This is a genomic window from Pseudomonas sp. PS01301, assembly GCF_029960215.1.
GTDB lineage: Bacteria > Pseudomonadota > Gammaproteobacteria > Pseudomonadales > Pseudomonadaceae > Aquipseudomonas > Aquipseudomonas coleopterorum.
Genome location: NZ_JASCPM010000003.1, coordinates 1 through 20,409, shown reverse-complemented (window position 1 = coordinate 20,409; position 20,409 = coordinate 1). Strand labels below are relative to the sequence as shown.

Here is a 20,409-nt window from a genome sequence, read left to right as displayed (position 1 = left end):
GTAACCCCTTCCCCCTCAATTCAAAGTCAGCCGCTGTAGCGGTGAGGACGAAGTCATGCCTGAAGAAACTGTTTTAATCCAGCCGGTGGCCGTGGTGCGTGACAAAGACGGCTGGTGGTACCACCCCGACATTCCAGATTTTGGCGGCGGCGAGGACCCTGCGCCCTACATTGCCTGGACGAAAGAGCAAGGACTTGAGCTGAAAGGATGGCACTCAGGCGACGAGCTCGAAGAGCTTCCCGAGGAGGATGCCGCGTGCACCGCCTGGAATCCAGAATCCCCGGGGCCCGAGTGGTTCCTGATGGGAATCTTTGATACGGATGATGGCCCCTATGTGCAATGGGCTCGCCGAGTGGTGACGCCATGACTGAACAAATCAAGGAGCGTCCAATCCTGTTCTCGGCCACGATGGTGCGCGCCATCTTGGAAGGCAGGAAGACGGTCACGCGGCGCGAAGTGAAGAAGCAGGCCGCGCTGGATTGCTTGGCCGCCGGTTTCGAGCCTGCGTTTCTGGCGCTGCCCGGCAACTCTGACCTTTGTCCTTACGGCCGACAAGGCGACCGTCTGTGGGTGCGCGAGACCTGGCAAGACGTTCATCCGATACAAGTTTCTGATGGCCGCTACTCGCGAACAGGGCGCGCTGGAATTCCAGGGCCACCCGGGGTCACCTACCAGACCATCTATCGTGCCGATGGCCCATATCCGAAGGTGTTCCATACCCACCATCATCCTTATCGCGCACTGGAGCCGCATCCCGATCATGGCTTCAAAGCTCCAGCGGACAGCGGCTATACAGGTTGGACACCTAGCATCCACATGCCGCGCTGGGCCAGCCGCATCCTGCTGGAGATCACCGACGTGCGGGTCGAACGGTTGCAGGACATCAGCCGGGCCGATATCCGGGCGGAAGGCCTGCAATGTCCGCCAGAGCTGGAAAGCGATGACGTCTCACCGAATTACCGAGACTGGTACCCGGCGGCATGGCGTGAACTGTGGGAATCCACAGGTGGCAACTGGCACGCCAACCCGTGGATCTGGGTAGTCGAGTTCAAGCAGGTGACGCCATGAGCAAACGAAAAACTCATATGTCCATGGTTTCCAGTGCCGAGCTGGAGGCCTTGCGCCAGGACAAGCGGCGTCTGGACGCGCTTGAGTCGGGCTGCTGGGACGTTCGCTACAACAGCAGCGAGAACGGTGATAGCGGCGATGGGAGTGTCGGCGTGGAGATCGTCGGCCACTTCTTGGGCGCCCCATTCGAGCGAGTACTCGGCGAGGACTATCACGAGAACCTTCGCCGGGCGATCGACCAGGCAATGACAGCGGAAGCATACCCGCCGGCCCGGCCAGAATACGACCGCTACGGAAAACCTGAACGGGTGACGTCATGACCGACCTGATCGAGGTACAGACCAGCACCCTGGCCGGCGCCGCCCTTGACTGGGCCTTAGCCCAGGTCGAGGGCATCGAGGTGGCCATCGCCGAGCCCCACTACGGCACCGACTGGCGCGTCTACCGGCCAGAGTCCGGCGGCAAGTACTCGCCGTCGACGGACTGGGCGATTGGAGGGCTACTGATCGACAAGCATCAACTCACTGTCAGCTCGCCCCAGGCGCTTATGCACCGTCACACGGGCTGGGAGCCGTCCGGCATTTGGTCGGCGTGCACTTGGACGAATGATGGCTACGGCGCCAGGTCCCACGGCTGGCATCACACAAGCGCATTGATAGCCGCGTGCCGGGCGATCGTGCACAACAAGCTGGGCGACACCGTGCAGGTGCCCAAGGAGTTGATCCAATGAAGCGAGCCAACCCGGCAGACCTTCGACGCGCCTTCGACGTGGCGCATACCTACGTCAAGGCCGGCATCCTGTTCGTGCCCATGCCTGCCCTGGACCAGGCCGACCATGATGCTCTGGTCGCGCAGTCCGCCGAACGTTTGGAAAAGATGGCTCAACAAGCTGAACAGGTGTCGCCATGACCGTCTATGTCGACAACATGAACGCCCGCTTTGGCCGAATGAAGATGTGCCACATGCTTGCCGACTCGGACGAAGAGCTTCTCGCTATGGCCGACAAGATCGGCGTACAGCGTCGCTGGCACCAACACCCCGGCACTATCAAAAGCCACTTCGACATCTGCACCAGCAAGCGTGAAAAGGCCGTTGATTTAGGCGCCGTCCAGATCGACTACCCCAGTGACGTGGCAAAAATCATGAAAGCCCGCCGCGCTGCGCTAGCCAAAACACAAGTCTGACCCTCTTCCCTCCCATCTATAGAGCCTGCCGGTAATCGGCGGGCGGAGTATTGCCATGTCCGCACTTGATCGATTCCACGAAGAAGCAAACGACGCGCTCGAGCGGATCGCCGCGCGCCTGCCGGCCGAGGCAGAAATCTGCCTGGCCATCTACATGCCCGACAAACCTGATTCGGACATCGTCCTCAAAGGCCCTTCCACTTCGCTCGATGAGGTGGTCTCAACGCTACGACGGCGCGTACTGACCATTGACGGTGACAACGCCTACAAGCGCGATCTGCTCGACGCGGTTGTGGGCGCCTTGGCGGTGGGAGCTCAGAACCGCAATCCGCCTCCGCCAGGTCATTGGGGTCAGCGATTCTGGGACATTGGCCGTGAAGAGCGGGCGCTTATAGATGAACTGGTCGAAGCGTTGAAGCTCACTCGCGAAAATCTCCGAGCTTGCCAAGCCACCATCCATCTCTGTGGTGGCTTCGATCCGGCGTACGTCAACGACGCCCAGGCGGCTATGAAGGTAGCCGATGCAGTGCTGGCAAAGACTTCCGAATAACCCCTTCTGCCGCCAAGCGCGGAACGGTGCATCCTATGGAACCAGAAATCATCCACATCCCCGAGCTGGCCAAGATGCTCGGGCGTACTGAGTCATCCATCCGCAGCGCGCGGCAGGCCGGCGCATCCTGGCTGCCGCCTTACTTCAAACAGGGCAGTCGAATTTGCTGGCGGATCGACACCGTGCGGCGCTTTCTGAGGGAGTGCGAGGAAGGCCGGCACGCGCCGGTCCGGCCAGGGCGAAAGCGCCAAACGCCCCCAACCCTGGCCAGTGTCTGTTAGCCGAGCTTGTCGGCGAGAGCATCCGGGCAAAGGTGCGTGTAGCGTTTGAGCATGCTCAGTGTCTTGTGCCCGGTAATGGACGCCACCTCCATCATCGAAAGTCCCTTCTCGAACAGCCTGGAGGTTCCTTCATGGCGCAAATCATGGAAATGCAGGTCGTCGGCCTGCGCCGCGCGGCAGGCCTTGCCGAAGTAGAGCGTTACCGAGTGAGGCGCAAGGGAGAACACGTTGCCGTCCAGTCGGGCGGGCAGCGACTCAAGCAGGGCGCGGGCGCGAACGGAAAGCGGGACCATCCTTCGCGAGCCATTCTTGGTGTCTTCGAGCAGCGCGTGCTTGCCCCGGACATGTTCGCGACGAAGCATCAGCAGTTCGCTGCGCCGCATAGCAGTCTCGATCGCGAGCTCGATCACCGCGGGCATTTCAGCGTGGATTTCTCCAGCAGCTTTGATGACTGCGGACAGCTCCGCCTTTGTTGGCCGGCGATCCCGCTCTCTGCTGCCCTTCGGCATGCGCAGTTTCGTCACAGGGTTGCTCAGTCCCTCTATCCCCCAGTCCTTGATCGCGACCGTGTAGAGATGGCTGATCAGGGCTAGCCCCAGACGAACGGTGTTCGTGGAAGCGCCCTCTGCCAGCCGCGCATCGCGGTATGCAGCCAAATCGGATGAGCGAATCTCGGCCAGCGACTTGTTCCCGTACTTGCTCTCCGACCAAGTCTTGATCCTGGTCTTCTCCTGAACAGCACCTTTCTTGTGCACGGTCACTTCGCGCTGATAGCGGCCGAGCGCATCAGCAAGCGTGGTCGACTCGGCCTCACGCGTATCGACAAATCGCTTGCGCGACATATCGCCTTCGATTTCGGCTGCCCAGCGCTGAGCATCCGCCTTCGTGTCGAACGAGGCAGAAAGCGCGGGATAGCCTTTTTTGCGGATCTTGGTCCGCCATGTGCCGTTGGGGCGCTGTTCGATAGTAGCCATGTAGCGGATTTTGCAGGGACACCGTGGGACATGCAAATGATCTGAGTGTCCCAGAATTGTCCCCAATGTCCCCGCCTACAAAATCCGCAGGCACAAAAAAACCCCCGCAGCCCAATGGCTACGGGGGTTCAATGATGGAGGCCGAGGTCGGAATCGAACCGGCGTAGGCGGATTTGCAATCCGCAGCATAACCACTTTGCTACTCGGCCCCAAACGTGAAGCAAGAAACTGCTGCACGCAAACAAACTGGAGCGGGAAACGAGACTCGAACTCGCGACCCCGACCTTGGCAAGGTCGTGCTCTACCAACTGAGCTATTCCCGCGTCGTGTTGACGGGCGCCATTCTATCTAATCGGCGACACCCGTCAAGCCTTTGATTCAAAAATAGTTTTATTTTTTCTCAGCGGTCGTGCGCAAGTGTGGCCAGGCGGCGCGCAGGTATTGCAGCATGGACCACAGGGTCAACGCGGCGGCGACGATCAAAAGCGTATAGCCGACGATGACCCAGAAGGTCACGGCCTTGGGGTTGGCCAGCAGGATGACCAGGGCCAGCATCTGCGCGGCGGTCTTCCATTTACCCATGTTCGACACCGCCACCTGAGCTCGGGCGCCGATCTCGGCCATCCACTCGCGCAGCGCGGAAACGACGATCTCGCGGCCGATGATGATGGCTGCAGGCAGCGTCAGCCAGAAGTTGGCGTGCTCCTGCACCAGCAGCACCAGGGCCACTGCCACCATGAGCTTGTCGGCCACCGGGTCGAGAAAGGCGCCGAACGGCGTACTCTGCTCCCAACGACGGGCCAGATAGCCATCCAGCCAGTCGGTTGCTGCCGCGATCGCGAACACCGTACTGGCTGCCATGTAGCTCCAATGGTAAGGCAGATAGAACAGCAGTATGAAGAACGGTATCAGCAGGACGCGCAGTACGGTAAGCAAGTTAGGGATATTCATCGGCACAACTGGCTGCAAGGTGAGATGGCATTCTACTCGCTGTGCAGGTTCGCATAAATCGACTCTGCCAGCTTTTTACTGATTCCCGGTGCCTTGGCGATTTCTTCGACGCTGGCGCGGGCGATTTCCTGCAGCCCGCCGAAATGCTTGAGCAGTTCGCGACGGCGCTTTGGCCCAACGCCTGCCACCCCTTCAAGGGTGGAGGTACGTCGGGTCTTGCCGCGCCGTGCGCGGTGACCGGTAATTGCAAAACGGTGGGCTTCGTCACGGATCTGCTGGATCAGGTGCAGCGCCGGCGAATCTCCCTTGAGCGTGAACTCGTGGGCCACGTCGTTGAGGTACAACGTTTCGAAACCGGCCTTGCGCGTGGTGCCCTTGGCCACGCCGAGCAGGATCAGGTCGGGTATGGCCAGCTCGTTGAGGACGTCCCGGGCCATGTTCAACTGGCCCTTGCCACCGTCCACCAACAGCACGTCTGGCAGCTTGCCCTCGCCTGCCTTGATCTTGCTGAAGCGCCGCATCAGCGCCTGATGCATGGCTGCGTAGTCATCGCCTGCGGTAACGCCATCGATGTTGTAGCGACGGTAATCGGACTTGATCGGCCCTTCGGGGCCGAACACCACGCAAGACGCCACGGTGGCTTCGCCGCTGGAGTGGCTGATGTCATAGCACTCAAGGCGCTGCGGGGGCTCGTCCAGGTTCAGCACCTCGGCCAGCGCATCGAAACGCGCGGCGACGTGCTGGCGGTTGGCGAGGCGTGCGCCCAGCGCCTGCTCGGCGTTGGTCACCGCCAACTGCTGCCAGCGTGCCCGGGTGCCGCGCACGCGATGGCTTAGGCTCAGCTCGCGCCCACGCAGGGTGTCGAGGGCATCGAGCAACGCTTCGTGGTCTTCGGGAATGACATTGACGATCAACTCGCTGGGCAGGTCGCGCTCGGAACTGCCCAGGTAGTACTGCGAGAGGAACGCCGACATGACCTCGGCGACCTCCTCTTCGATACCCACTTGGGGAAAGAAATTCTTGCTGCCCAGAACCCTGCCGCTGCGCACGGTGATGAGGTGCACGCAGGCACCGCCCGGATTGACGAAAGCGGCGATGACGTCGACGTCGCCGCTGCCGCCTTCCATGCTTTGCTGGTCCTGCACACGGCGCAGCAGGCCGATCTGGTCGCGCAGTTGCGCAGCCTCCTCGAACTGCAGGTCCATCGCCGCCTTCTCCATGCTGGCCGACAGCTCATTGGTCAGCTGGTTGCTGCGCCCTTCCAGGAACATCACCGAATGGCGCACGTCCTCGGCGTATTCCGGCGCTTCCACCAACCTGACGCACGGTGCCTTGCAGCGTTTGATCTGGTGCTGCAGACAGGGGCGCGTACGATTCCTGAAATAGCTGTCCTCGCACTGGCGCACGAAGAAGGTTTTCTGCAGCAGGCTCAGGCTTTCACGGATCGCCCCGGCGCTTGGGTACGGGCCGAAGTATCGACCCTTGGCTTTCTTGGCGCCCCGGTGAATGCTCAGCCGTGGAAATTCGCCGTCGGACAGAAACACATACGGGTAGGACTTATCGTCACGCAGCAGAATGTTGTAGGGCGGCCGCCATTCCTTGATCAGGGTCTGCTCGAGCAGCAGCGCCTCGGTCTCGTTGGCAGTGATGGTGGTTTCGATCTGATGGATCTTGCCCACCAGCGCGGCCGTCTTGGGTGCCTGGCCGGTCTTGCGGAAATAGCTGGCAAGACGCTTCTTGAGGTTCTTGGCCTTGCCCACATACAGCAGGCGCATGGCGTCGTCGAACATCCGGTACACGCCCGGACGTCCGCTGCAGGTGGCAAGAAAGGCACTGGGATCGAATGGAGCGGTCATGGTCAAAGGTTGGTGTCTACCATGCCATGCCGGACCGCCAGCAAGGTCAATTCCACATCACTGGTCACGGAAAGCTTCTCGAAGATCCGGTAGCGGTAGGTATTGACCGTCTTTGGCGACAGGCAGAGCTTATCTGAGATGATCTGGACCTTCTGGCAGCCAACGATCATCAAGGCAATCTGGATTTCCCGTTCGGACAACAGGTCGAACGGCGAATGGCTGGTCTGTGGCTGAAATGACTTGAGCGCCAGCTGTTGGGCAATCTGTGGGCTGATGTAGCGCTGACCGGCGAAGACCAGGCGAATGGCTTGAACCATTTCCGCCAGCCCTGCGCCCTTGGTCAGGTACCCCGCCGCACCAGCTTGCAGCAGGCGCGTGGGGAATGGGTCTTCCTCGCAGACGGTCACGGCGACCACCTTTATATCGGGGTGGCTGCGCAACAGTTTGCGCGTGGCTTCGAGACCACCGATGCCGGGCATCTTGACGTCCATCAGGACCACGTCCGGCTTGAGATCGCGGGCAGACTGCAGCGCCCCCTCGCCCGACTCCGCCTGGCCCACGACCTGCAGATCATCGATATCGGCGAGCATGCGCGTGATACCGGTACGGACCAGGTCGTGATCGTCGACTACTAGAACCCGAATCAAACGGACACCTCGTAATAGTGGTCTCGGGGAATGCCGCCACAGTAACAAACATTGCCCCTTTGGACCTAGCTCAAAGCGTCATGGATATGGCGTTGCACGTCGATGCGACAATTAATCCGGACGCTTTGCAGGCGCTATTTTTTTCTGGACCCTGCCGCGCACGGAATAGTTCGCTGCCATCTCGGCCATGCTGTTGGCCAGATTGCTGAGAGCTGCTTGCCCAGACGTAGGAAGTATCCGATATGTCTCTAGGACTTTTTCCTCGCCTCCGCTAAGTGCCTGCTCGGCGAGGGGTGTCCGGCGCCCCAGCACGACATACAGAACGTCGACGCCTATCGTCGAAATAGCCGCCAAGTAGTCGGCTCTGGGGGATCTTTCACCATTTTCGTACTTGCCCTGGGCATTGGGTTCCACCCCGCCCACTTGGCCAAACTCTCGTTGCGTGAGCTCCAGACGCTCGCGCTCTTCCCTTAGTCGGGGACCGATTCCAGTCATTTGAATGTATAATCCTTTATCGAAACACCCGAAACGGTGCTGAAAAATACTACTTTGAACCATCTAAAACGGACTTGAACTATGCATGGTATACGGACTGCCGCACAAGCCAGGGCCTGGCTCGATCAGCAAGGGAAATCGGTACAAGAGTTTGCGCGCGAGCATGGCGTGGACCCAGCCACCACCTATCAGGTGCTGGCCGGACGCAAGAAAGGACGGCGTGGCGAGGCGCACAAGGTCGCCGTGCTACTGGGCATGAAGCTGGGCACCATCACCGTCATGCTGGAGCCTGGCCAGCGCTGACAGAGGCCACGCCGGAGACGCCGTCAGTGGCCGCGTCTGGGCAGGACAAGCTCCATGCGCAGAAAGCTGTCCTGCTCGCCCACCACTTCGAAACCGTTGCGGCTGTAGAGTCGCTGCGCGGGATTGACCTTGAACACCATCAGTCGTATTCGCGGCAAGCGCTCACTGCGCGCCAGCAGCGCGACCTGTTCGAGCACCCATTGACCCACGCCTTGCCCACGATGCGCCGGAAGCAGATGCAACTCGCGAATGAACAGGGCCTGGGTATCTCTGGAAAGGCTGATGTAGCCCAGTGATACCGTCTCGCGGCAGATCACCCGGTTATCGCGCCAGTGCCAGGCCTGGTCGAAGCCGGCGTCTAGCCAGAGCAGGTCGTGCCGAGCGTAGTAAGGCAGCATCGCCTGCCGAGTGAGGTCCCGAGCGAACCGCAGATCGGCATTGGCTGCAGGCCGTAGGTACAGAGTCATTGAATCGTCTCCACTGCAAGAATGGGCTTGTATCCCTCGCCACGGCTGAAGTAAGCTCCAGCCATCTATCGGAGACGCTCAATGTCGCACAACACCCTCAGCCCTGCATCCTTGCCTGCGACTTGCGCAGCAATGACGGCTGTGCGTGCACCGGTAAGCTTTTATTTTGGGTATTGGTTTAGCCACTGGCGCGCCTGATACCCATCTCGGCGCCCATTTCGTAGGGGTCGCCTGACAGAGAATTCTCAACCCCCGGTCGGCTCCCCGACCGGGGGTTTTTGCTTTTCAGGGTTTCACGCTTTACAGCACATCATCTTTCTACCGGCACTTTCGCCACGAATCGAGGAACGCTTCATGACCTACTTCACTTATTACCGTTTCGACACTTGCGACTTCTGGCGATTTAGCAACCTCCGTTCGGGCCAGCCTGCCGCCTCCGACCGGTCGCTCATGGGTGGCATGACCCTCAGTCCAGATTCCCCGGCACTTTGTCGAACACCTTGATAGGACAGCGCAAGCGGGCAACCACCCCGCCGCTGTCCAGGAACTTGATCATGAACAACAGCCTGACCGCTCTGCCTCGCACCACCCTCGTCCAGCCCCACGCTGTGAAGGACGCCGCCAATACATCGGCGAACCATCGCCTGCCCAGCCATTTCGCGCTCAAGCAACAGCTGCCCGTACCGGACCCACTCGCGGCCCAGGTGCAGAACCACCGTCTTGCCATCCGCGCCATTCTCGAAGGCCGTGACCCACGCCTGCTGGTGGTGGTCGGCCCCTGTTCCCTGCACGATCCAAAGTCCGCACTCGAGTACGCCCGCAACCTGAGCCAGCTGGCCCACGAGCTCAACGGCGAGATGCTGCTGGTGATGCGCGCCTACGTGGAAAAGCCACGCACCACGGTGGGCTGGAAAGGCCTGGCGTACGATCCTTACTTGGACGGCACCGACGACATGGCGGGCGGCCTGACCCTGTGCCGCGACCTGATGCGCGAAATGCTGACCTTGGGCCTGCCGCTGGCCAGCGAAGTGCTGCAGCCAATGGCAGCGGGCTACTTCGATGACCTGTTGAGCTGGGTCGCAATCGGCGCGCGCACCACCGAATCGCAGATCCATCGCGAACTGGCCAGCGGCCTGGGCATCCCGGTGGGCTTCAAGAACGGCACCGACGGCAGTGTAGGCGTGGCCTGCGATGCCATGCGCAGTGCGGCACACGCTCATCGCCACTTCGGTATCGATCCGCAAGGGCACCCGGCGATGATCGACACCACCGGCAACCCCGACACCCACCTGGTGTTGCGTGGCGGCCACCGAGGCCCGAACTACGACCGGCAGAGTGTCGCTCAAGTCCATCACGACCTGGCCAAGGCAGGCGTGAAAGCGCGGATCATGGTCGACTGCAGCCATGCCAACAGTGGCAAGGACCCTCTGCGTCAGCCAGCGGTGTTCGACGATGTGCTGCAGCAGCGCCTGGACGGCGATCGGTCGTTGGTGGCGGTCATGTTGGAAAGCCACTTGCAGGAAGGCAATCAGCCCATCAGTGGGCACATGCGCTATGGCGTGTCGGTCACCGATGGCTGCCTGGGCTGGGCGGCCACCGAGCAGTTGCTGCGCAAGGGTGCCCAGCGCCTGCGAGGGGTGGCCGACGCCTGAGGCATCAGCGCTTGCGCTTGCGTGTGCCGATCTGGATCCAGGTCGGCGCATGGTCGCTGGCGTGTGCCTCGTTGCGCACCCAGGCATCCACGCCGGCGTCCGTCAGGTACGGCGCCAGTGCCGGGTTGAGCAGCAGGTGATCGATGCGCAACCCGGAATTCTTCTGCCAGTGCTGTCGGAAGTAGTCCCAGAAGGTGTAGATGCGCTCTTCCGGGTACAGCGCGCGTAGCGCGTCGGTCCAGCCTTGCTCGAGCAGCCGCGCATAGGCTTCCCGACTTTCGGGTTGCAGCAAGGCGTCCTTGAGCCAGGACTTGGGGCTGTAGATGTCCTGATCGGTGGGCACTACATTGTAGTCACCCGCCAGTACGACAGGATGATCGCTGGATTGCAGCGTACTGGCGTGCTCGATCAGGCGTTCGAACCAGGCCAGCTTGTAGTCGAACTTGGGGCCTGGCTGAGGGTTGCCGTTGGGCAGGTACAGGCAGCCGACCAGTACACCGTGTACGGCTGCTTCCAGGTAGCGGCTCTGCTGCTCGTCCGGATCGCCGGGCAGGCCTCGGCGACTCTCCAAAGGTTGCGCGTCCCGAGCCAGGATGGCAACGCCATTCCATGACGACTGTCCGTGCCAGAGGGCACCGTACCCTACGGCTTCCAACGCGCTGGCGGGGAAGTCCTTGTCGGCTGCCTTGAGCTCCTGCAAACACACGATGTCCGGCTGATCGCGTTCCAGCCAGGCGATCAGGTTGGCCTGATGCGCACGGATGCCGTTGACGTTGAAGGTGGCGATCTTGAGTTTTTTCATCCGTGCCGAGCTCCCTTGGCTGACTGGCCTTGCATGTGACCTTGCGCAGTCGCAATAGGTCGTGGGAGGACAGCGCCTGGCAGGCAACCAAATGGATACGACCGAGTCAAACCAGTACGCCTTGAACACCGGAGATCACCATGAAAATGCTTCCATTCGCTGGGCTGGTGCTCAGCCTGGCGCTGCTGCAAGGCTGCTTCGACAGCGCCGACAAAAGCACCACCAAAGGCAACAACGACGGCACACCGTCCTCGGTGCAAATGCAGAAACCGGATCAATCCAAGGATAAATAGGTACCCGCGCCTGCCCCTGCAGGCGCTTTCATGAAATGATGGCGACTTCCCCGTCCGCTGTCTCCGCGCACAAGGATTGTCGCCTTCATGCCGTTGCAACTCGCCGCTTCCAAACGCCGATATTCGCGTCTGCTGCTGCCCTGGGTAGCGGCAGCGGTGCCATTGGTCTGCGGCGCGCTCATTTTGAGCTGGGAAGCCGACCGTTCGCTGAACTCGGCGGCTGTGCGCACCAGTCAACTGGCGATCGAGCAATTCGAACTTATCCTCGACAACGTGGCGGCAGCCGCCGATGCAGTCCTGCCGCTGTCCGGCCAACCGTGCGCTCAGGTGCAACCGGCCCTGCTCGATCAGGTCACCCGGCGGCCCTTCGTGCGCTCGGTGAACCTGATTGACGCCGGCACACTGTATTGCAGCTCGCTGTCCGGCGACGTCAGCGAAGCAGTGGACCCGCTCGACTACGTCGATGGACAGTTGTGGCTGCTGGCGGGCAATCCGGTGACACCTGACCGCGGCTTGTTGATCTATCGTGCCACCCGTGGCCAGGCCAGCGTATTGAGCACCGTCGACGGCTATCACTTGTCCAACGCCTTGCGAATGATGGGCTCGGCCAACGCGATCACCCTGCAGGTGGGTCCGAACTGGATCGAGGCCAATGGCAAGGTTCATCAAGGCACTGCACCCGTGTCGGCGGTGGCCCACACGCAGCTGAAGTCTGCGCGTTATCCGTTCAGCGTCGTCAGTGGCTTCCCGGCCGGGGCCCGCTGGACCGTGATCCGTGAACAGTACATCGGGATGTTCGCCCTGCTGCTGCTGATCGCGGCGGTTGCCGGTGGGCTCTGCCGGTGGGCCATGAGCCGCTCCCCATCGCGCTACCAGGAACTGCAACGCGCCCTGGATGCAGGGGAGTTCGTGCCCTTCTTCCAGCCCATCGTGCTCAGCCAGGGGGGCACCTGGGCCGGTGTGGAGGTGTTGATGCGCTGGCAGCATCCGCGTGAAGGCCTGGTCCGTCCGGATTTGTTCATCCCCTATGCCGAAGACTGTGGATTGATCGTGCCCATGACCCGCCTGCTGATGAAGCGCACGGCGCACCAACTGGCGGCCTGCCTGGATCACCTGCCGGAGGGTTTCCACGTCGGCATCAATGTCACCGCGCGGCATTGCCAGGACCCGGCGTTGTTCGACGACTGCAAGGCATTCCTCGATGCTTTTCCGCAAGGCCGGATCGCCTTGACCCTGGAGCTGACCGAACGTGAGCTGATCCAGCCCTGCGCCGAGATCCACGGGCTGTTCGACCGTCTGCGTGGACTGGGCGTGAGCATTGCGATCGACGATTTCGGTACCGGCCAGTCGAGCCTGAGCTATCTGCAGCAATTCAAGGTCGACCTCCTCAAGATCGACCAGAGCTTCGTGGCCATGATCGGCGTCAACACCCTTTCGCGGCATGTGCTGGACAGCATCATCGAGCTGTCGGCCAAGCTGGGGCTGCAAGTGGTAGCTGAAGGCGTGGAAACCGAGGAGCAGCGCGCCTATCTGGCGGCACGGGAGGTGAAGTACCTGCAAGGGTATCTGTTCGCCCGGCCCATGCCGCCGACGGATTTCGAGCGGGCACTGCGGCAGGGCTGAAAGCACGGCCTCTGAACGCACAGGTTGTACCCTGCTCGGCTGCCTGAGATCATTGTCGGCTCAGTCAGGTTTTTGCGTTTCGAGGCTCCCCTTGTCCAAAGGCATCATCACATCCGTCACGGCGTCGACCTTGTTCGCCGTGATGTATTTCTATACCTCGTTGCTGGCGCCCCTGAGTGGCGAAGAGATGTTCGGCTGGCGCATGCTGCTGACCCTGCCCTGCGTGACCCTGTTCATGTGGCTCAGCGGCGATCTGCCGCTGATCGGCAAGGTATGGCGTCGCATTGCCCAGCGCCCGGTACTGCTGCTCGGATCGATCGGTACCTCGGCGCTGATGGGCGTGCAGTTGTGGCTGTTTCTGTGGGCACCACTGCACGGGCGTAGCCTGGAAGTGTCGTTGGGGTATTTCCTGCTGCCGCTGACCATGGTGCTGACCGGGCGTCTGGTGTATGGCGAACAGCTTTCGCATCTGCAGAAACTGGCGGTGCTCTGCGCCGCCTGTGGTGTAGGCCACGAATTGTTCCAGCATGGCCGCTTCGCTTGGGAAACGCTGCTGGTGGCAGCCGGCTACCCGGTGTATTTCGTGCTGCGCCGCGCGTGCCGCAACGATCACCTGGGCGGGTTGTGGACGGACATGTGCCTCATGCTGCCGGCGGCGCTGTTGTTCATCGTGCAAGGGCATCTGTCATCGGCGGATATGGACGCGCGACCGCTGCTGTACGTGCTGATCCCGATTCTGGGGGTGATCAGCGCCTCGGCATTGATCTGTTACGTGATGGCCAGCCGGTTGCTGCCGTTCAGCCTGTTCGGGCTGCTCAGTTATGTGGAGCCGGTGTTGTTGGTGGGTGTGGCGCTGTTGCTGGGCGAGAGCATCGCGCCAGACCAGTGGCTGACCTACTTGCCGATCTGGCTGGCGGTGCTGGTGTTGATGTTCGAGGGGGCCAAGCATCTGGCCCGCTCGCGTCGCGCGGTGTGATACCGCGCTAGACGTCTACTGACTGCTTGCGCAGGAGCACCTGCTTGACCCGACGCTCCTCGACCGTCAGCACGGTGAGGGTCCATTGCTCCCACTCTAGGGTGTCGCCCTGTTTGGGCAAGCGGTCGAGCAGGCTCATGACCATGCCTGCCAGGGTCTGGTAGTCATTGGTCGGCGGCGCGTCGAAGCCTATGCGTGTCTGGATCTGCCTGAGGTCCAGTGCGGCGCTGACGCGGTAGCCATCGTCCTGCTCGACGATGTCCGGCGCCTGCACTTCGCTGGCGTCGGGCAGCTCGCCCGCGATCGATTCGAGAATGTCGGTCATGGTCAGAATCCCGATGAACCCACCGAACTCGTTGACCACGAACGCGATGTGCGTGGACTGCGCGCGCATCTGCTCCAAGGCGTTGAGAATGCTGAAGCTTTCGAGCAGGTTGATCGGCTGGCGCGCCAGGCTGGCCAGGTCCGGTGCCTCACCGGCCAGCAGTTGCTTGAGCAGCTCTTTCTTGTGGACGAAGCCCAGCGGCTCGTCGACCTGACCCTGAGCGATCAATGGCAGGCGTGAGTAGGACGACTGCATCAGGGTCTGCTCGGTGACTTCCCGCGACGCGTCCAAATCCAGACAGTCGACCTGGGCACGCACGGTCATGATGCTGCGGATCGGCTTTTCGGCCAGGTTCAACACACCGCTGATCATCACCCGCTCGCGCCGATCGAACAGCGCTTCGCTCGGCTCCTCCCCTACCAGGTCTTCGATTTCCTCGTCCATGGCTTCGCTGGCCGGACGGCGACCGCCGAGCAGGCGCAACACGGCGTGGGCGGTGCGCTCGCGCATCGGTCGGTCCTGGTGCTTGTGTTTGCGCCGTGCCCGCGCGATCTGGTTGAACACCTCGATCAGGATCGAGAAACCGATCGCGGCGTACAGGTAGCCCTTGGGAATGTGGAAGCCCAGGCCTTCGGCGGTCAGCGCGAAGCCGATCATCATCAGGAAGCCCAAGCACAGCATGATCACCGTCGGGTGGCTGTTGACGAAACGGGTCAACGGCTTGCTGGCGACGATCATCAGGCCGATGGAGAAGATCACCGCGATCATCATGATCGACAGTTCATCCACCATGCCCACGGCGGTGATGACCGCATCCAGGGAGAACACCGCATCGAGCACGACGATCTGCGCAACGATCGGCCAGAACAGTGCGTAGGTCTTGACCCCAGCGCGCTGAGCGACATGCCCTTCGAGCCGTTCGTGCAACTCCATGGTGGCCTTGAACAGCAGGAAGACACCGCCGAACAGCATGATCAGGTCACGCCCGGAGAACGTCTTGCCGAACACTTCGAACAAAGGCTCGGTCAGGGTCACCATCCAGGAAATACTGGCCAGCAGGCCCAGACGCATGATCAACGCCAGGGACAGGCCGATCACCCGCGCGCGATCGCGCTGATGGGGCGGCAGCTTGTCGGCGAGAATCGCGATGAACACCAGGTTGTCGATGCCCAGAACCAGTTCCAGGACGATCAGGGTCGCCAGGCCGAGCCAGGCCGTGGGGTCGGCTAGCCATTCCATGGAAGGTTACTCGTCAGGCAGGGGAAGGATGTTGCGGGAAGCGCGGGACTGCAAGGTTCCGGGAGGGGGTTCATAGAGGTCTTGAGTAGTTTCGGAATCTGATCCTACCGCTGCCAGAACAAATTCCTACAGTGGGAAAGTATTTCAAAGATTGTATACCTGTGCCGTCACCGCCGAAGCCGCCGTCGCGCTTCTATCGATGAGATCGATAGCAAGCTTAGTATCTACCTGAAAATCAAGCACTTGGTGCGGTGTTCATCATTCACGCTGATAGTTACCTTCGAACCATTCGATTCGTCGATGGTCGCGCCCGCGCCGCATCATCCGCCCCATCGTTAATGCTCCCTTAACTCAATTGGCGGATCTGCACATGCACCAGTCACTCACTCCGTTGCGTTTCCCGTTGGCGGCCCTTGCGCTGATGGTGATCAGCGCCTGCGGCAAAACGCCGGACGTTGCCCAGGCCCCGCCTGCTCCCAAGGTCACCGTGGCTCAGGTGCTGGAACAGCCGGTCAATGAATGGGACGAGTTCACCGGACGCCTGGAAGCGCCGGAAACCGTTGAAATCCGTCCACGCGTGTCGGGCCAGATTGACCAGGTAGCCTTCACCGAGGGCGCCCTGGTGAACAAGGGCGACCTGCTGTTCCAGATCGATCCGCGGCCGTTCCAGGCCGAAGTGCGGCGCCTGGAAGCACAATTGCAACAGGCCCGCGCCAATTCCGTGCGCAGCGACAACGAAGCCCAGCGCGGTCAGCGCCTGCAGGCGAGCAACGCCATCTCCGCCGAGCTGGCCGAAACCCGCAGCAGCGCCGCGCAGGAATCGCGCGCCGCGCTGGCCGGCATTCAGGCGCAGCTGGACCTGGCCCGCCTGAACCTGAGCTTCACCCGCGTGACAGCGCCGATCAGCGGCCGCGTCAGCCGCGCCGAGATCACTGCTGGCAACATCGTCACCGCCGACGTGACGCCGCTGACCAGCGTGGTCTCCACCGACAAGGTGTACGCCTACTTCGACGCCGACGAGCGGGTGTACCTCAAATACACCCAACTGGCCCGGCAAGGCCAGCGTGGCCAGACCACCCCGGTCTACCTGGGCCTCTCCAACGAGCCCGGCAACCCGCACCTGGGGCACATGAATTTCGTCGACAACCAGGTCAACCCCAAGACCGGCACCATCCGCGGTCGCGCGGTGTTCGACAACAAGGATGGCAGTTTCACCCCTGGTTTGTACGCCCGGCTGAAGCTGGTGGGCAGCGCCACCTACTCGGCCGTGCTGATCAAGGACGAAGCGGTGGGCACCGATCTTGGCAAGAAATTCGTGCTGGTGATGGACCCGGACAACAAGGCCGCCTACCGCAGCATCGAGCTGGGGCCCAAATTGGAAGGCCTGCGCATCGTGCGCAGCGGCCTGAACAAGGGTGACCGCATCGTCATCAATGGCCTGCAGCGCGTCCGGCCCGGTGCCCAGCTCGATCCCGAGGTTGCCCAGATGGCCAGCCCCGCGACCCTCGCCGCCCTGGCCGAACAACGTCAGGCCCTGGAAGCCAGCAACACGCCCGCAACGCCGGTCAAGGTTGCCAGCGTTTCGACTCCACGCGGTTAAGGGATCACTGCGATGAACTTCTCTCAATTCTTCATCAAGCGGCCGATCTTCGCCGCCGTGCTGTCGCTGATCATTCTGATCGCCGGCGCCATCTCGCTGTTCCAGCTGCCGATCAGCGAGTACCCCGAAGTGGTGCCACCGACCGTGGTGGTGCGTGCCAGCTTCCCCGGTGCCAACCCCAAGGTCATCGGTGAAACGGTGGCCGCGCCTCTGGAGCAGGCCATCACCGGTGTAGAGAACATGCTGTACATGTCCTCGCAGTCCACCGCAGACGGCAAGCTGACCCTGACCCTGACCTTCGCTCTGGGCACCGACCTGGACAACGCCCAGGTGCAAGTGCAGAACCGTGTGACCCGCACTCAGCCAAAGCTGCCTGAAGAGGTGACCCGGATCGGCATCACCGTGGACAAGGCCTCGCCGGACCTGACCATGGTGGTCCACCTGACCTCCCCCGACCAGCGCTACGACATGCTCTACCTGTCCAACTATGCCACCTTGAACATCAAGGACGAACTGGCCAGGCTCAACGGCATCGGCGACGTGCAGCTGTTCGGCATGGGCGACTATTCGCTGCGGGTCTGGCTGGACCCGAACAAGACCGCGTCGCGCAACCTGACGGCCACCGACGTGGTCACCGCCATTCGCGAACAGAACCGCCAGGTCGCTGCCGGCCAACTGGGCTCCCCGCCTGCGCCCAATGCCAGCAGTTTCCAGCTGTCGGTCAACACCCAGGGTCGCCTGGTCACCGAGGAAGAGTTCGAGAACATCGTCATGCGCGCCGCCGACGACGGTGAAATCACCCGCCTCAAGGACATCGCCCGGGTGGAGCTGGGCTCCAGCCAGTACGCGCTGCGCTCGCTGCTCAACAACCAGCCGGCAGTGGCCCTGCCGATCTTCCAGCGGCCCGGCTCCAATGCCATCGACGTGTCCAATCAGGTTCGGGCCAAGATGGCCGAACTGAAACAGTCGTTCCCTGAAGGCATGGACTACAGCATCGTCTACGACCCGACCATTTTCGTGCGCGGTTCGATCGAAGCGGTGGTGCATACCCTGTTCGAAGCGCTGATCCTGGTCGTGCTGGTGGTGATCCTGTTCCTGCAGACCTGGCGGGCGTCGATCATTCCGCTGGTGGCGGTACCGGTGTCGCTGATCGGCACCTTTGCGGTGATGCACATGTTCGGCTTCTCGCTCAACGCGCTGTCGCTGTTCGGTCTGGTGCTGGCCATCGGCATCGTGGTGGACGACGCCATCGTGGTGGTGGAGAACGTCGAGCGTAACATCGAGCTGGGCCTGGAACCGGTGGCCGCCACCGAGCGGGCCATGCGCGAGGTCACCGGGCCGATCATCGCCACGGCCCTGGTGCTGTGCGCGGTGTTCGTGCCGGCAGCGTTCATTTCCGGCCTCACCGGGCAGTTCTACAAGCAGTTCGCCCTGACCATCGCCATATCCACGGTCATTTCGGCGTTCAACTCGCTGACCTTGTCGCCGGCACTGGCGGCGGTGCTGCTCAAGGGGCACGACGCGCCCAAGGACCGGTTCTCCCGGTTCCTCGACAGGCTGCTGGGTGGCTGGCTGTTCCGGCCTTTCAACCGCTTCTTCGAAAAGGCCAGCCACGGCTATGTCGGCACCGTCGCGCGGGTGATCCGCAGCAGCGGTATCGCCATGCTGCTGTACGCAGGCTTCATGGTGCTGACCTGGTTCGGTTTCGCCAACACGCCGACCGGCTTCGTACCTTCGCAGGACAAGCAGTACCTGGTCGCCTTCGCCCAGTTGCCGGACGCCGCCAGCCTGGACCGTACCGAAGATGTGATCAAGCGCATGTCGGACATCGCCTTGAAGCAGCCCGGCGTGGAGAACGCCATCGCCTTCCCGGGGCTGTCGATCAACGGCTTCACCAACAGCCCCAACAACGGCATCGTCTTCGTCGCGCTCAAGGACTTCGATCAGCGCAAGGACGCCAGCCTGTCGGCCAACGCCATCGCCGCCGAGCTCAACGGCAAGTTCGCCGGTATCCAGGACGCCTACATGGCGATCTTCCCACCGCCACCGGTGATGGGCCTGGGCACCATCGGCGGCTTCCGCCTGCAGATCGAAGACCGCGGCAACCTGGGCTATGACGAGTTGTACAAGCAGACCCAGAACATCATCGCCAAGAGTCGCAGCGTGCCGGAGCTGGCCGGGCTGTTCACCAGCTACACGGTGAACGTGCCTCAGGTGGATGCAGCGATCGACCGGGAAAAGGCCAAGACGCACGGTGTGGCCATCAGCGATATCTTCGACACCCTGCAGGTGTACCTGGGCTCGCTGTACGCCAACGACTTCAACCGCTTCGGGCGCACCTATCAGGTCAACGTCCAGGCCGAGCAGCAGTTCCGCCTGGAAGCCGAGCAGATCGGCCAGCTCAAGGTGCGCAACGATCGGGGTGAGATGATCCCGCTGGCGACCTTCATCAAGGTCAGCGACACCGCCGGCCCGGACCGGGTGATGCATTACAACGGTTTCGTCACGGCCGAGATCAACGGTGCCGCAGCGCCGGGCTTCAGCTCGGGCCAGGCCCAGGCAGCGGTGGAGAAGCTGCTCAAGGAAGAGTTGCCCAACGGCATGGCCTATGAATGGACCGAGCTGACCTACCAGCAGATTCTGGCGGGCAACACCGCGCTGTTCGTGTTCCCGCTGTGCGTGCTGCTGGCCTTCCTGGTGCTGGCCGCACAGTACGAAAGCTGGAGCCTGCCGCTGGCGGTGATCCTGATCGTGCCCATGACCCTGCTCTCGGCGATTGCCGGGGTGATGATCGCGGGCAGCGACAACAACATCTTCACCCAGATCGGCTTGATCGTGCTGGTCGGGCTGGCGTGCAAGAACGCCATTCTGATTGTCGAGTTCGCCAAGGACAAACAGGAGGAAGGCCTGGATCCGCTGGCCGCCGTATTGGAAGCGTGCCGCTTGCGGCTGCGACCGATCCTGATGACTTCGTTCGCCTTCATCATGGGCGTGGTGCCCCTGGTACTGTCGTCCGGCGCCGGCGCCGAGATGCGTCATGCCATGGGCGTGGCGGTGTTCTCCGGCATGTTGGGGGTGACCTTCTTCGGCTTGCTGCTGACACCGGTGTTCTTCGTGCTGATC

At 61.9% G+C, this 20,409-nt stretch carries 23 protein-coding genes and 2 tRNA genes; 15 read left to right on the top strand and 10 right to left on the bottom strand.

Features of this window, described 5'->3' with window-relative positions; genetic code table 11:
* Nucleotides 1-55: 55 nt before the first annotated feature.
* From QMX89_RS02030 to QMX89_RS01995, 8 genes are read left to right on the top strand one after another with little or no spacing between them, the layout of a single operon-like run.
* Nucleotides 56-367, top strand: a complete 312-nt coding sequence (locus tag QMX89_RS02030) for a hypothetical protein (protein WP_282346380.1) — start codon at nt 56-58, stop codon at nt 365-367.
* Nucleotides 364-1,068 carry a hypothetical protein gene (locus QMX89_RS02025; RefSeq protein WP_282346378.1) on the top strand — a complete coding sequence of 235 codons (705 nt, stop codon included), beginning with the start codon at nt 364-366 and terminating at the stop codon, nt 1,066-1,068. Before QMX89_RS02030 ends, QMX89_RS02025 begins: the two co-directional genes overlap by 4 nt.
* On the top strand, nt 1,065-1,388 hold the full coding sequence (locus tag QMX89_RS02020) for a hypothetical protein (protein WP_282346376.1): 324 nt from the start codon (nt 1,065-1,067) through the stop codon (nt 1,386-1,388). Before QMX89_RS02025 ends, QMX89_RS02020 begins: the two co-directional genes overlap by 4 nt.
* Nucleotides 1,385-1,798: a phage protein NinX family protein gene (locus tag QMX89_RS02015; RefSeq protein WP_282346374.1), complete on the top strand. Its 414-nt coding sequence runs from the start codon at nt 1,385-1,387 to the stop codon at nt 1,796-1,798. Before QMX89_RS02020 ends, QMX89_RS02015 begins: the two co-directional genes overlap by 4 nt.
* A complete protein-coding gene (locus tag QMX89_RS02010) occupies nt 1,795-1,977 on the top strand; it encodes a DUF1382 family protein (protein ID WP_282346372.1) in 183 nt (60 codons plus the stop codon). The genes QMX89_RS02015 and QMX89_RS02010 overlap by 4 nt, the downstream gene beginning before the upstream one ends.
* Entirely contained in the window at nt 1,974-2,252 is a 279-nt protein-coding gene (locus tag QMX89_RS02005; RefSeq protein WP_282346371.1) for a DUF4031 domain-containing protein, read from the top strand. The genes QMX89_RS02010 and QMX89_RS02005 overlap by 4 nt, the downstream gene beginning before the upstream one ends.
* Before the next feature lie 55 nt (nt 2,253-2,307).
* Nucleotides 2,308-2,802, top strand: coding sequence for a hypothetical protein (locus tag QMX89_RS02000; RefSeq protein ID WP_282346370.1), 495 nt, complete (start codon nt 2,308-2,310; stop codon nt 2,800-2,802).
* A gap of 35 nt (nt 2,803-2,837) precedes the next feature.
* On the top strand, nt 2,838-3,083 hold the full coding sequence (locus QMX89_RS01995; RefSeq protein ID WP_244646797.1) for a hypothetical protein: 246 nt from the start codon (nt 2,838-2,840) through the stop codon (nt 3,081-3,083).
* Here the strand turns inward: QMX89_RS01995 and QMX89_RS01990 are convergent.
* The 7 genes from QMX89_RS01990 to QMX89_RS01960 form a co-directional block, all read right to left on the bottom strand.
* On the bottom strand, nt 3,080-4,057 hold the full coding sequence (locus QMX89_RS01990; RefSeq protein ID WP_282346361.1) for a site-specific integrase: 978 nt from the start codon (nt 4,055-4,057) through the stop codon (nt 3,080-3,082). The genes QMX89_RS01995 and QMX89_RS01990 overlap by 4 nt on opposite strands.
* Before the next feature lie 135 nt (nt 4,058-4,192).
* Nucleotides 4,193-4,266 (bottom strand) — tRNA-Cys (locus QMX89_RS01985).
* Between the two features lie 38 nt (nt 4,267-4,304).
* Nucleotides 4,305-4,380: transfer RNA gene (locus QMX89_RS01980), tRNA-Gly, on the bottom strand.
* Between the two features lie 67 nt (nt 4,381-4,447).
* On the bottom strand, nt 4,448-5,008 hold the full coding sequence (pgsA, locus tag QMX89_RS01975; RefSeq protein WP_049859931.1) for a CDP-diacylglycerol--glycerol-3-phosphate 3-phosphatidyltransferase: 561 nt from the start codon (nt 5,006-5,008) through the stop codon (nt 4,448-4,450).
* A gap of 32 nt (nt 5,009-5,040) precedes the next feature.
* Complete coding sequence (uvrC, locus tag QMX89_RS01970) at nt 5,041-6,864, bottom strand: excinuclease ABC subunit UvrC (protein WP_056842276.1); 1,824 nt, start codon at nt 6,862-6,864, stop codon at nt 5,041-5,043.
* A gap of 2 nt (nt 6,865-6,866) precedes the next feature.
* Nucleotides 6,867-7,511: a UvrY/SirA/GacA family response regulator transcription factor gene (gene uvrY, locus QMX89_RS01965; protein ID WP_049859929.1), complete on the bottom strand. Its 645-nt coding sequence runs from the start codon at nt 7,509-7,511 to the stop codon at nt 6,867-6,869.
* A gap of 111 nt (nt 7,512-7,622) precedes the next feature.
* Nucleotides 7,623-8,006 carry a helix-turn-helix transcriptional regulator gene (locus QMX89_RS01960; RefSeq protein ID WP_282346615.1) on the bottom strand — a complete coding sequence of 128 codons (384 nt, stop codon included), beginning with the start codon at nt 8,004-8,006 and terminating at the stop codon, nt 7,623-7,625.
* An 81-nt stretch (nt 8,007-8,087) separates the two neighbouring features.
* Between QMX89_RS01960 and QMX89_RS01955 the strand changes: the two genes are divergently transcribed.
* Nucleotides 8,088-8,309 carry a DNA-binding protein gene (locus tag QMX89_RS01955; protein WP_282346350.1) on the top strand — a complete coding sequence of 74 codons (222 nt, stop codon included), beginning with the start codon at nt 8,088-8,090 and terminating at the stop codon, nt 8,307-8,309.
* Nucleotides 8,310-8,332: 23 nt separating this feature from the next.
* Here QMX89_RS01955 and QMX89_RS01950 read toward each other — a convergent pair whose 3' ends face one another.
* A complete protein-coding gene (locus QMX89_RS01950) occupies nt 8,333-8,776 on the bottom strand; it encodes a GNAT family N-acetyltransferase (protein ID WP_049859926.1) in 444 nt (147 codons plus the stop codon).
* A 554-nt stretch (nt 8,777-9,330) separates the two neighbouring features.
* Here QMX89_RS01950 and QMX89_RS01945 point away from each other — a divergent pair.
* On the top strand, nt 9,331-10,428 hold the full coding sequence (locus QMX89_RS01945; protein WP_282346347.1) for a 3-deoxy-7-phosphoheptulonate synthase: 1,098 nt from the start codon (nt 9,331-9,333) through the stop codon (nt 10,426-10,428).
* Nucleotides 10,429-10,432: 4 nt separating this feature from the next.
* On the opposite strand, the gene xth is transcribed toward QMX89_RS01945, so the two are convergent.
* The gene (gene xth, locus QMX89_RS01940) at nt 10,433-11,230 is read right to left on the bottom strand and encodes an exodeoxyribonuclease III (RefSeq protein ID WP_049859924.1); all 798 of its coding nucleotides are present in this window, start codon (nt 11,228-11,230) and stop codon (nt 10,433-10,435) included.
* A 140-nt stretch (nt 11,231-11,370) separates the two neighbouring features.
* Between xth and QMX89_RS01935 the strand changes: the two genes are divergently transcribed.
* From QMX89_RS01935 to rarD, 3 genes are all read left to right on the top strand, one after another.
* The gene (locus QMX89_RS01935; protein WP_167375944.1) at nt 11,371-11,523 is read left to right on the top strand and encodes a hypothetical protein; all 153 of its coding nucleotides are present in this window, start codon (nt 11,371-11,373) and stop codon (nt 11,521-11,523) included.
* An 87-nt stretch (nt 11,524-11,610) separates the two neighbouring features.
* On the top strand, nt 11,611-13,146 hold the full coding sequence (locus tag QMX89_RS01930; protein ID WP_282346343.1) for a cyclic diguanylate phosphodiesterase: 1,536 nt from the start codon (nt 11,611-11,613) through the stop codon (nt 13,144-13,146).
* A gap of 91 nt (nt 13,147-13,237) precedes the next feature.
* A complete protein-coding gene (rarD, locus tag QMX89_RS01925; RefSeq protein ID WP_282346342.1) occupies nt 13,238-14,122 on the top strand; it encodes an EamA family transporter RarD in 885 nt (294 codons plus the stop codon).
* Between the two features lie 7 nt (nt 14,123-14,129).
* Here the strand turns inward: rarD and QMX89_RS01920 are convergent, their stop codons facing one another.
* On the bottom strand, nt 14,130-15,686 hold the full coding sequence (locus QMX89_RS01920) for a TerC family protein (RefSeq protein WP_282346340.1): 1,557 nt from the start codon (nt 15,684-15,686) through the stop codon (nt 14,130-14,132).
* A gap of 370 nt (nt 15,687-16,056) precedes the next feature.
* Between QMX89_RS01920 and mexE the strand changes: the two genes are divergently transcribed.
* Both mexE and QMX89_RS01910 read left to right on the top strand, forming a co-directional pair.
* Nucleotides 16,057-17,286 (top strand): multidrug efflux RND transporter periplasmic adaptor subunit MexE, encoded by a 1,230-nt coding sequence (gene mexE / locus QMX89_RS01915; protein WP_282346338.1) that lies wholly within the window; start codon nt 16,057-16,059, stop codon nt 17,284-17,286.
* Between the two features lie 12 nt (nt 17,287-17,298).
* Nucleotides 17,299-20,409, top strand: a 3,111-nt coding sequence (locus QMX89_RS01910) for an efflux RND transporter permease subunit (RefSeq protein ID WP_282346337.1), incomplete at its 3' end; no start/stop codon positions are given.

What these genes read in the sequence shown, in the direction of transcription:
- QMX89_RS02030 (WP_282346380.1), top strand. Translation starts at nt 56, where the DNA reads ATGCCTGAAGAAACTGTTTTAATCCAGCCGGTGGCCGTGGTGCGTGAC.
- QMX89_RS02025 (WP_282346378.1), top strand. Translation starts at nt 364, where the DNA reads ATGACTGAACAAATCAAGGAGCGTCCAATCCTGTTCTCGGCCACGATG.
- QMX89_RS02020 (WP_282346376.1), top strand. Translation starts at nt 1,065, where the DNA reads ATGAGCAAACGAAAAACTCATATGTCCATGGTTTCCAGTGCCGAGCTG.
- QMX89_RS02015 (WP_282346374.1), top strand. Translation starts at nt 1,385, where the DNA reads ATGACCGACCTGATCGAGGTACAGACCAGCACCCTGGCCGGCGCCGCC.
- QMX89_RS02010 (WP_282346372.1), top strand. Translation starts at nt 1,795, where the DNA reads ATGAAGCGAGCCAACCCGGCAGACCTTCGACGCGCCTTCGACGTGGCG.
- QMX89_RS02005 (WP_282346371.1), top strand. Translation starts at nt 1,974, where the DNA reads ATGACCGTCTATGTCGACAACATGAACGCCCGCTTTGGCCGAATGAAG.
- QMX89_RS02000 (WP_282346370.1), top strand. Translation starts at nt 2,308, where the DNA reads ATGTCCGCACTTGATCGATTCCACGAAGAAGCAAACGACGCGCTCGAG.
- QMX89_RS01995 (WP_244646797.1), top strand. Translation starts at nt 2,838, where the DNA reads ATGGAACCAGAAATCATCCACATCCCCGAGCTGGCCAAGATGCTCGGG.
- QMX89_RS01990 (WP_282346361.1), bottom strand. Translation starts at nt 4,057, where the DNA reads ATGGCTACTATCGAACAGCGCCCCAACGGCACATGGCGGACCAAGATC.
- pgsA (WP_049859931.1), bottom strand. Translation starts at nt 5,008, where the DNA reads ATGAATATCCCTAACTTGCTTACCGTACTGCGCGTCCTGCTGATACCG.
- uvrC (WP_056842276.1), bottom strand. Translation starts at nt 6,864, where the DNA reads ATGACCGCTCCATTCGATCCCAGTGCCTTTCTTGCCACCTGCAGCGGA.
- QMX89_RS01960 (WP_282346615.1), bottom strand. Translation starts at nt 8,006, where the DNA reads ATGACTGGAATCGGTCCCCGACTAAGGGAAGAGCGCGAGCGTCTGGAG.
- QMX89_RS01955 (WP_282346350.1), top strand. Translation starts at nt 8,088, where the DNA reads ATGCATGGTATACGGACTGCCGCACAAGCCAGGGCCTGGCTCGATCAG.
- QMX89_RS01950 (WP_049859926.1), bottom strand. Translation starts at nt 8,776, where the DNA reads ATGACTCTGTACCTACGGCCTGCAGCCAATGCCGATCTGCGGTTCGCT.
- QMX89_RS01945 (WP_282346347.1), top strand. Translation starts at nt 9,331, where the DNA reads ATGAACAACAGCCTGACCGCTCTGCCTCGCACCACCCTCGTCCAGCCC.
- xth (WP_049859924.1), bottom strand. Translation starts at nt 11,230, where the DNA reads ATGAAAAAACTCAAGATCGCCACCTTCAACGTCAACGGCATCCGTGCG.
- QMX89_RS01935 (WP_167375944.1), top strand. Translation starts at nt 11,371, where the DNA reads ATGAAAATGCTTCCATTCGCTGGGCTGGTGCTCAGCCTGGCGCTGCTG.
- QMX89_RS01930 (WP_282346343.1), top strand. Translation starts at nt 11,611, where the DNA reads ATGCCGTTGCAACTCGCCGCTTCCAAACGCCGATATTCGCGTCTGCTG.
- QMX89_RS01920 (WP_282346340.1), bottom strand. Translation starts at nt 15,686, where the DNA reads ATGGAATGGCTAGCCGACCCCACGGCCTGGCTCGGCCTGGCGACCCTG.
- mexE (WP_282346338.1), top strand. Translation starts at nt 16,057, where the DNA reads ATGCACCAGTCACTCACTCCGTTGCGTTTCCCGTTGGCGGCCCTTGCG.